This is a genomic window from Streptomyces sp. H27-H5 (assembly GCF_026627505.1).
GTDB lineage: Bacteria > Actinomycetota > Actinomycetes > Streptomycetales > Streptomycetaceae > Streptomyces.
In genome coordinates, this window is record NZ_JAPNLK010000168.1 from 1 (window position 1) to 9421 (window position 9421).

A 9421-nucleotide genomic window follows, 5' to 3' on the forward strand; every position below is an offset into this window, starting at 1 on the left:
CCGAACCGCCGAAGCTCCCCATGGCCGCCTGGATCAACAAGCCCGACGACCCCAGGCCCGACGATCAAACGATCCCGGCACAGCGATAGAACACTTCACCTGCCTTGATCACGTTGACAGGCTCCGCCTCGATCGCCTCCGGCGACAACACCCGGGCCAACCGCCCGGCCGCCGCCTCCCCGCCCTCCAGGCCCCGCTCGTCGTACTGCTCATCTGCCCGCATGATCGTCACAGTCTGCTACTCCCTGATGAGGAAGGAACCAGACCATCCAGACCCACCACCATCAACTCACACAATCATGTGTACCTCCCCATCAAGATCAACGGACAGTCGAAGTGCGGCCTGTGGAGGGCCGTCGACGCCGACGGCGACGTCCTGGACATCCTGGTCCAGAACCGGCGGGACAAGGCCGCGGCCAGGCGTTTCTTCCGCCGGCTCCCTCACGAGGACCGGGCGGGTGCCCCGGGTGATCGTCACGGACAAGCTCCGCTCGTACGGGGCGGCCCACCGTAAGGTGACGCCTTCGGTCGAGCACCGCTCGCACAAGGGGTTGAACAACCGGGCGGAGAACTCCCACCAGCCAACGAGGCAGCGCGAACGCGCGATGAAAGGATTCCGCGGCCCAGGTTCCGCGCAGCGGTTCCTGTCCGCGTTCACCGGGATCTCACCCCACTTTCGGCCAGGGCGCCACCTCATGACCGCCGCCCGCAACCGCCTCGAGATGGCCATCCGCTTCACGATCTGGAACCAGATCACCGGCTCCACCGGCCTGCCCGCCACGACCTGAACAACAGACCGCCAACGCCCCACCACGCCCCCACGCACCAACAAACGATCACACCACCGACAACGTGACAACGCCCACCGCGCAATCAGAGATCACGCGGTGGATCGAGGATCAGATGCTACGTCCGACGTGCTCGATGTGGATGCTCTCGGTCTCCTCGTCGATGCGGTACAGGACCCGCCACGGGCCGCTGCGTAGCCGCCGATGGAAAGGCCCCCACGCCGAGGAGCCGGCGGGCTGAGGTCCCAGCTCCAGGGCGTCGCACACGTCGAGGATGGCCGCGACTCCTGCCGGGTCGGCCTTGAGGAACCCCGCGACCTGGTTCGTTGCCTCCGGCTCCCACTCCACCGTCCACGTCAACGCGGGTCCTCCGTCAGGCCAGCGGCGTTGAGGAAAACCCGGCGGGCGGCATCGTTGCTGACGGGCGTGGGTTTGTCGCCGCGTGCCCGGCTCAGCTCGAGACGGGCCAGGGCGAGGGAGTCCTCCAGGCCCTCCAGCTCCTCGGGGGAGATCAGGACTGCGGTGGGTCGGCCGCGCTCGGTGAGCGTGATGTGCTCGTGGGCGGAGGCCCGTCGGGCCAGATCGCCCAGGCAGGCTCGAGCCTCGGTCACGGGGAAGGTGGTCTGCGGTGTCATCGCCATACCCGAACCGTACAGCAAGTGTACGGTTCGGTGAGGGGAAATCCACCCGCGTGTCGCTGATCACGCACTTCGGCTCTGGCGATGATCACGTGACGGTCGGGCGTCAACACCGTTGCGTTTGGTGCTGTCACGTTGTCGAGGGCGTGATTGCCTGAGGGTGCGTCAGGGTACGTCAGGAGTTCGGTGGCCGGCCGCGGTCTCGGTGTCGTCCTCCACGAAGAGGAAGAAGTCGGGCAGGCCGTCGGTCAGCGGGGGCAGGCCCTGGTTGATCCGGTGGGCGTTGGTCACCACGCCGGACTGCTGGGCCTGCCGGAAGATTTTCGTCAGCCGCACGGAGGGGATCGGGCCGTGGGGAGTAAGCATGTCGCGCAGCACCTCGCCCGCACCGACCGAGGGGAGTTGGTCGACGTCCCCGACGAACAGCAGGTGGGCCCCGGGCGCGACCGCTTTGGCGAGCTTGTTGGCCAGGATCAGGTCCAGCATCGATGCCTCGTCCACGACCACCAGGTCTGCTTCCAGCGGCCGGTCGCGGTCGTAGGCTGCGTCGCCGCCGGGCCGCAGCTCCAGCAGGCGGTGGACGGTCGAGGCCGGGGCACCGGTGAGTTCCGACAGGCGTTTCGCCGCCCGGCCGGTCGGCGCGGCGAGGACCACCTTCGCTTTCTTCGCCAGGGCGAGGGTCACGATCGACTTCACCGTGAACGACTTGCCGCAGCCCGGACCGCCTGTCAGTACCGCGACTTTCTCGGTCAGCGCCAGCTTTACCGCCTCCTGCTGCTCCGGTGCCAGTTCCGCACCTGTCTGGCGCGCCAGCCAGCTCAGCGCCTTCGTCCAGTCGACCGGTGTCTCGCTGCGGTCGCCGAAGGCGGGCATCTTGCCGTCGCCCGTCCGTAGAAGTCTGAGCAGCTGGTTCGCCAGGGAGATCTCGGCGCGGTGGAAGGGAACCAGGTACACGGCCGTGACCGGTTCCCCGTCTGGGCCGGGCACGCTTTCGCGGACCACGCCGTCCTCGGTGACGAGTTCGGCCAGGCAGTCGATGACCAGGCCGACCTCGACCTGCAGGAGTTTCACGCCGTCGGCGATCAGGCGCTCCTCGGGAAGAAAGCAGTTGCCCTGGTCGCTGCTCTGGGAGAGCGCGTACTGCAGGCCCGCCTTGACCCGTTCCGGGCTGTCGTGCGGCATCCCCACCGATTGGGCGATCTTGTCCGCGGTCAGAAAGCCGATGCCCCACACGTCACTGGCAGGCCGGTAGGGCTCGTTCTTGACCACACCGATCGAGCTGTCACCGTACTTCTTGAAGATCCGCACCGCCAGTGAGGTGGAGACGCCGACACCCTGCAGGAAGACCATCACTTCCTTGATGGACTTCTGCTCCTCCCACGCCGCCGTGATCAGCGCGGTCCGCTTGGGGCCCAGGCCCGGCACCTCGATCAGCCTCCCCGGCTCTTCCTCGATGACATCGAGGCTGTCGACACCGAAGTGCTCCACGATCCGCTCGGCGAAGCGGGGACCGATGCCTTTGATCAGCCCCGAGCCCAGGTAGCGCCGGATGCCCTGGACCGTGGCCGGCAGGACGGTGGTGTAGTTCTCCACCGTGAACTGCTTGCCGTACTGCGGATGCGACCCCCACCGCCCATGCAGCCGCAGCGACTCACCGGGCTGCGCACCGAGCAGCGCCCCGACCACCGTCAGCAGATCGTTCGCCCCGCGCCCTGTATCGACCCGTGCCACCGTGTAGCCGGTCTCCTCGTTCGCGTAGGTGATGCGCTCCAGCACCCCCTCCACCTCGGCGAGCTGCCGCGGCGCAGCCTGCGGTGCACTCGCACCCATCCCTGTACTCCCATCCCGTGCCCGCGGCACCCCTGGACCTACGACCCACCCCTCACTCCAGCTCTGCCACGAGGCGTCCCCCCGCACGTCATCGACTCGGTGCAGGCCGACGCGTTCGGCGCACGCCAGGCTTGGCCAAGGCCTGCTGACCTTCGGGAACCCTCGGCGTCGCCGACGCCCGGGAGGAGGCCTCCGGTTGCAGGACGCTCGTCAGCACGACGGCCGGGTCAGGATCGCCAGGCCCATCCGGCCACCATTCCGTGCCGTCCCTCCTGTACGGATACCAGCGGCCGTCGCGCCCGTAGCGAAGCTGCGCGTCGCGGCCCTCGACGGTCCAGCGGTTGCGCCAGGTCCGCAGCCGCGGCAGCGGGATGTCATCGGGCCAGTCGTCCTTCAACGTGGCACGGGCGCGCTCCAGCACTGCCGTGGGCGGAGTCCAGGCCTCTTCAAGGACTTCCAGGGATGCCGCGCCTCCGTGGCGCCAGGCGCGGGTGGCGGCGGCGAGCTCGCCGGGAGTGCGGCCGCAGGTCGAGGAGATCCGGGCGAAGACCTCCAGGGTGGGGTGGGTGGCGGCGAGGCGAACGGCGTCCTGCCATTCGGTGAGCGGCATGGGTGGGGCGGTGTCGGCGTGCCGGGTGCCGAGGGCCGCGGCGAGCAGGTGGTGGGCGCGCGTCGCGGCGTCGGCGGCGAGGAGTTCGAGTGCGGCCGGGTCCACGCCGGGTTCCGGGACGGCCGTGCCCACCAGCGCGGGTCCGCGACCGGGCCGTTCGGGCAGCGAAGGTGGCGCGGGCAGGGGAGGCAGTTCGGTGCGGGAGGCGAAAGCGGCAGCTGCGGGATCGCTGGCCCGGGCCGGGGGTACGGGCGGGGCCGCGCCCGCGGTTGCCGCATACGCTGCGGCTTCGGCGGCGGCGCGGGCGGTGTTGCGGCGGCCGAGGTCGTCCATCAACTCCCGCTCGCCACGGCCCCGCAGGAGCAGCAGTACGAAGGGGTCGCGGTCCAGGAGCCGGGCGAGCTGATAGCACAGGGCTGCGGCGTGTTTGCAGGGGTAGCCCCAGTCGGGACAGCTGCACTCGGGATCGAGGTCGCGGGGACCAGGCAGGAGCGGGACGCCGGCGGCAGCGGCGTCGTCGGCGAGAGCGGCGGGCATCTCGCCGTCGAGCAGGGCGGCGATGTTGGCGGCCCGCTCGGCGATCATGTCGAGCAGTTGGTCCCACTGCCGGTCCGTCAGCCGCTCGACCAGCACCCTGGAACGGTAAGGGGTGGGGCGGCTGCCCTTGACCGGGGCGGCGGCCGAGCCCGGGGCGACGGTGACCTGGCCGACCGCGCCGCCGCGCGCGTAGGTCCGGCCGCGCTGCAAACGGCCGGAGTCCAGGGAAGACTCCTCCAGGGCGCGCAGCCACTCGCGGCCCCACCAGGACTCGGCGAACGGCGCGCGGCTTCCCTTGGCCGGCGGGAGCGCCTCGAAGGTGCGGCCGGGGCCCTTGCTGGACGGGGTACGCCTGCTCATCATCCTGTCTTTCGCAACGTGACCAGTTCGGCCAGTTCGCTGTCACTCAGTTCGCTGAACGCCGCCTCACCGGAACCCAGCACCGAGTCCGCCAGTTCCCGCTTCTGGCGGAGCATCTCGGCGACCCGGTCCTCCACGGTGCCTTCCGCGATCAGCTTGTGCACCTGTACGGGCTGGGTCTGTCCGATCCGGTAGGCGCGGTCGGTGGCCTGGTCCTCCACGGCCGGGTTCCACCAGCGGTCGTAGTGGATGACATGCCCGGCCCGGGTCAGGTTCAGGCCCGTGCCAGCAGCTTTGAGAGACAACAGGAACACCTTCTTCTCGCCGCTCTGGAAGGCATCGACCATCTCCTCGCGGCGCTTGACGGTGGTGCCGCCGTGCAGGAACAGAGTCTCCACTCCGCGATCGGTCAGATGGCGTTCGATCAGGCGGCCCATGGCCACGTACTGGGTGAAGACCAGGGCCGAGCCGTCCTCGGCCAGGACGGTGTCCAGGAGCTCGTCCAGCAGTTCCAGCTTTCCCGAGCGGCCCGGCAGCTTCGCGTCCGCCGGCTCCTTCAGGAACTGCGCGGGGTGGTTGCAGACCTGCTTGAGACCGGTGAGCAGCTTCATCACCAGACCGCGCCGGGCGATGCCCTGTTGCTCCTCAATCTCGGCCATGAGCTCGCGCACCAGAGCCTCGTAGAGCGAGACCTGTTCCTTCGTCAGTGAGACAGGCTGCTCCGTCTCGGTCTTGGGCGGCAGTTCCGGCGCGATGCCCGGGTCGGACTTTCGCCGACGCAGCAGGAAGGGGCGCACCAGCGCGGCCAGGCGGGCAGCGGCCTGTTCGTCGCGGTCGCCCTCGACGGCCTTGGCATAGCGGTCGCGGAAGGAGGTCAGGTTGCCGAGCAGGCCCGGGGTGGTCCAATCGAGCAGTGACCACAGTTCGGACAGGTTGTTCTCCACCGGGGTGCCGGTCAGCGCAACCCGGCCGAGCGAGGGGATGGTGCGCAGCGCCTGGGCGGTGTGCGAGTGCGGGTTCTTGACGTGCTGGGCCTCGTCGGCGACGAGCAGTCCCCAGGGCTGTCGCGCGAGACGTTCGGCGTCTCGGCGCATAGTGCCGTAGGTGGTTAGGACGAAGCCGCCCTTGGCTCCGCCGCCGAGGCCCTCCAGGTCGCGGCCGGGGCCGTGGAACCGGCGTACCGGGGCGGTCGGCGCGAAACGCTGGATCTCGCGCTCCCAGTTGCCGAGCAGAGAGGCCGGGCAGACCACCAGGGTCGGTCCTGCGGTGGCCTTTCCTTCCTGTCGGCGGAGGTGGAGCGCGATCAGGGTCACGGTCTTACCCAGGCCCATGTCATCGGCGAGGCAGCCGCCCAGGCCGAGCGAGGTCATCCGGTGCAGCCAGTTCAAGCCGCGCACCTGGTAGTCGCGCAGGTTCGCGGCCAGCGCTTTCGGCGGCCCCGGGGGCTTGCGCGCGGCACCGGTGCCGATAGTTGTGTCGGCTTCAGGGTCGGCGATCTTGGACCGCAGTTCCTCCAGCGCGCCGCCCGCGGTGACCTGAACCTGTTCACCGTCCACCTCGACGCTGCCGGTCAGCGCGGCACCCAGGGCGTCGATCGCAGTCAGCGAGGGCGTCTGCGACTGTGCGGCCCGCCGCAGACGGCGGACCAGCTCCGGATCCACGACCACCCACTGGTCACGCAGCCGCACGATCGGCCGGTGCGCCTGGACGAGGCGCTCAAGTTCCTCCTCGGTGAGTTCCTGGTCGCCGAGCGCGACCCGCCAGCGGAAGTCCAGCAGCCCGCCAGAGGACAGGAAGGACTCGGCCGCCGACTGCGTCCCCTTACGGCGCGCGGGCTCCAGCACCCCATCCGCGGTCAGCTCGCGCACCAGTTCCTTGGGCCAGTGCACGGCAACCCCGGCCGCGGACAAGCTCTCGGCTCCCTCACCGAGCAACGCCTGCGCCTCCTCGTCGGACAGGTCCAGGCCGGTCGGAGCCGCCGCGTCCAGCAGCCGCCCGGCCGGAGGCCAGGCTCGCGCGGCCCGGCGAAGCGTCAACAGCGTGTCCACCTGGGCCCGCGGGCCGAACAGCTCAGGAGCCATAGCCCGCCCCGACCACACGTCCGCGGCGTCGGCCAGGACGGTGGGATCGGCCAGGCTGACCAGCTGGACCACGGCCCGGAAAGAGTCCGCCTGTCCCAGTTCCAGTCGCAGCGACACCACCAGACCCGCGTCGCGGCCCGCGGCGACCTCCGCCGCCCAGCCACGCTGCTCGGGCACGGACTGCGGCGCGCGAACCGCGAACGCCGCCCCGTCGGACACGTGGCGGGCGGCGGGAGGGCGGGTGAGAGAGTCCGCGACAGCGTCCAGAAAGGCCCGGAGCAACGGCTCGGCCGCCGGAAGGGCGAGAGGGGACAAGCCAGGGACCGCGACGGCGCGGGCCTCGGGGGGCATTGCGGCGGCCAGCGAGCCCAGCCGCTCGTGGTCCTCAGCGTCCAGCGGACCGACCCGCCACGCGTCGAAACCCTCCGCAGACACCCCCGGCAGCACCCGGCCCCGAGCGAGCAGACCCAGAGCGAGCACGGACGCCGCACCCCAGAACACCGTGCTGCTACAGGCTCTGTCGGCCGAAGCCGGCCCGCTGCCGTCCACACCGAGCGCCCGGCAGCGGGTCAGCAGCGGCAGCGCCTGCTCCACCGGCAGCAACACGGCCACCACCCGGGCCCGGCGCACAGACGAGCCGTGCGGACGCACCACGGTCAATTCCTCGGGTTCCACCCCGAGGTCCGGCAGCCCGCCGCTGGACGTCCAGAACGCCACCCGTCCCGACCGGGGCGGATCAGCCGGAAGGAACACCGCCTCGCCCGCAGCCAGGCCCGGCAGCCGGGCAAGCAACCGCTCCCGACCCGACTCCACCGACAGGGACCGGGACGCGGCCGACTCAGTCACGGACACCCCGCCGAACCCCGCCGGCCGGGCCACCGGCTCTGCCGACAGATACACCTTCGCCACAGCACCCACTCCTCCACCCGTTCGGGGCGGCGCAGGTCCCACGCGCCCTCAGCAGCCCAAGGCTATCCGCACAGGCGGACCGCACGTGTCAAGAGCGGCTTCGCCCACTCGGCGGAATGCGAGAGGATGACACCGGTACCCACCATGTCCAAACTCACCGCCATACCTGTGCCGGAACCCGCCTCCGCATCGAGGGAACCCTTCGCCGTGACCGAGCCCGTGCCCACCTACCAGCTGAAGATCACCCTGCGGGACACCAGCCCACCGATCTGGCGCCGGGTCACCCTGCCCGCCGACACCTCGCTCGCCCGCCTTCACGACATCATCCAGACCTGCTTCGACTGGCACGACTCGCACCTGCACGCCTTCACCGAACCTGGCTCCGGCCGCCAATTCCTCGACTTCAACTCCCCGCTGGACCGCGATCCCCGCCTCGACTTCGACGAGGAGTCCACGTCCCTGGCCGACGTACTGCCCTACGAGGGCAGCCGGCTGGAGTACACCTACGACTTCGGCGACGACTGGCGGCACCAGATCACCCTGGAGAAGGCCCTCCCCGCGTCCACCGAGCGTCGCGTCCACTGCACCGGCGGACGCCGCGCCATGCCCGCCGCCGAGGACCTCGGCGGCGCCTGGGCACTACAGGCCGTACTCAACGCCGTCGCGGACCGCACCGCGCCGGCCCACGAACCGTGGACCGACCTGGTCGAAACTCTGCGCGAGGAGGGCTTCGACCCCACCGGCTTCGACCGCGAGGCCCTGAACCGGGAACTCGCCGAACTCAACCCGCAGCCACCCACAGCTGCCCCGGCAGCGAAACCGGCGCCCCAACGGCCCGCAGCCGCCCCCGGCGGGCGCCTCTGCTCCTGCGGGGAGATCCACGACGACCAGGACCTGGACATCGAGTTCCTCCCGGTGCGCCCAGTCTCCCTGGCACCGCGCGCAGACCTCGCCGCCACGGCACGCGAAGTGCCGCCGCTCAACGCCGTGCTCCGCCTGGCCCACTGGTGCCAGGACGGACGAGCCGTCACCTCCCGCGACGTACTCAAACCCACGCTGGGCCGCGCGGCGGTCCAGGAACTCAATCTGTGGGCCCAGGACGACGAACTGAGCGCACTCCAGCCAACCCAGCGCGACAACCGACTGGCCCGCCTGCGCAGCTCCGGCGACCTGCCCTGCCTGGACAACCCCTGGAGGCTCGCCCTCTACACAGGCCTGGTGGAGATCCGCTCAGGCACAGCACGCCCTGGGACCGACCTGTCCACCGCAGAAACAGACGAGGGAGTGCTCCACCTCTGGAGCAAAACACTCGCAGCCGAACTCGACGAGCTGGACGACCTCACAACCCTCGGCCTGCCCCCGGTCCTGCTGGCCGCACTGGGCATGCAAAGCGAAGACGGCACCGGCCTGACAGCAGCGGTACTGCGAGCACTGTACGAGGTCCCCGACGACGAATGGCTCGACACCACCCTCCTCGTCGAAGCACTCCGCAAAAACCTCCCCCCACACGAAGCACGGCTGATCGAACTACTCCTCCTGCATACGGCAGCTGTAGATAGCCGCTGGTGTGCTGGCTGGTCATGGTGTGGTGTCGGCGTAGGTGTGCCAACGGCGGTGGCAGAGGCGGGCGCGGTGTTGATGGCGGCGGCGCCAGGTGGACCACCACAG

At 70.2% G+C, this 9421-nt stretch carries 6 protein-coding genes and 2 pseudogenes; 2 read left to right on the plus strand and 6 right to left on the minus strand.

Annotated features, from left to right (window positions below):
• Positions 1 to 64 precede the first annotated feature (64 nt).
• On the minus strand, positions 65 to 232 hold the full coding sequence (locus OTB19_RS40140; RefSeq protein ID WP_267803762.1) for a hypothetical protein: 168 nt from the start codon (positions 230 to 232) through the stop codon (positions 65 to 67).
• Between the two features lie 93 nt (positions 233 to 325).
• Here OTB19_RS40140 and OTB19_RS40145 point away from each other — a divergent pair.
• Positions 326 to 788 (plus strand): annotated as a pseudogene (locus tag OTB19_RS40145) (IS6 family transposase); the annotation flags it as partial.
• 111 nt (positions 789 to 899) lie between these two features.
• Here OTB19_RS40145 and OTB19_RS40150 read toward each other — a convergent pair.
• From OTB19_RS40150 to OTB19_RS40170, 5 genes and pseudogenes are all read right to left on the minus strand, one after another.
• A complete protein-coding gene (locus OTB19_RS40150; protein ID WP_267803763.1) occupies positions 900 to 1148 on the minus strand; it encodes a type II toxin-antitoxin system RelE family toxin in 249 nt (82 codons plus the stop codon).
• Entirely contained in the window at positions 1145 to 1429 is a 285-nt protein-coding gene (locus tag OTB19_RS40155) for a type II toxin-antitoxin system Phd/YefM family antitoxin (protein ID WP_267803765.1), read from the minus strand. Before OTB19_RS40155 ends, OTB19_RS40150 begins: the two co-directional genes overlap by 4 nt.
• A 168-nt stretch (positions 1430 to 1597) precedes the next feature.
• A pseudogene (locus OTB19_RS40160) lies at positions 1598 to 3256 on the minus strand (AAA family ATPase); the annotation flags it as partial.
• 88 nt (positions 3257 to 3344) lie between these two features.
• Positions 3345 to 4763 (minus strand): SWIM zinc finger family protein, encoded by a 1419-nt coding sequence (locus OTB19_RS40165; protein WP_267803767.1) that lies wholly within the window; start codon positions 4761 to 4763, stop codon positions 3345 to 3347.
• The gene (locus OTB19_RS40170; RefSeq protein ID WP_267803770.1) at positions 4763 to 7657 is read right to left on the minus strand and encodes a DEAD/DEAH box helicase; all 2895 of its coding nucleotides are present in this window, start codon (positions 7655 to 7657) and stop codon (positions 4763 to 4765) included. Before OTB19_RS40170 ends, OTB19_RS40165 begins: the two co-directional genes overlap by 1 nt.
• Positions 7658 to 7960: 303 nt before the next feature.
• Between OTB19_RS40170 and OTB19_RS40175 the strand changes: the two genes are divergently transcribed.
• The coding region (locus tag OTB19_RS40175) for a plasmid pRiA4b ORF-3 family protein (protein ID WP_267803768.1) at positions 7961 to 9421 on the plus strand (1461 nt) is incomplete at its 3' end.

Excerpts from the sequence above, each read along its gene's own strand:
- OTB19_RS40155 (WP_267803765.1), bottom strand. The coding sequence starts at position 1,429 with ATGGCGATGACACCGCAGACCACCTTCCCCGTGACCGAGGCTCGAGCC.
- OTB19_RS40165 (WP_267803767.1), bottom strand. The coding sequence starts at position 4,763 with ATGAGCAGGCGTACCCCGTCCAGCAAGGGCCCCGGCCGCACCTTCGAG.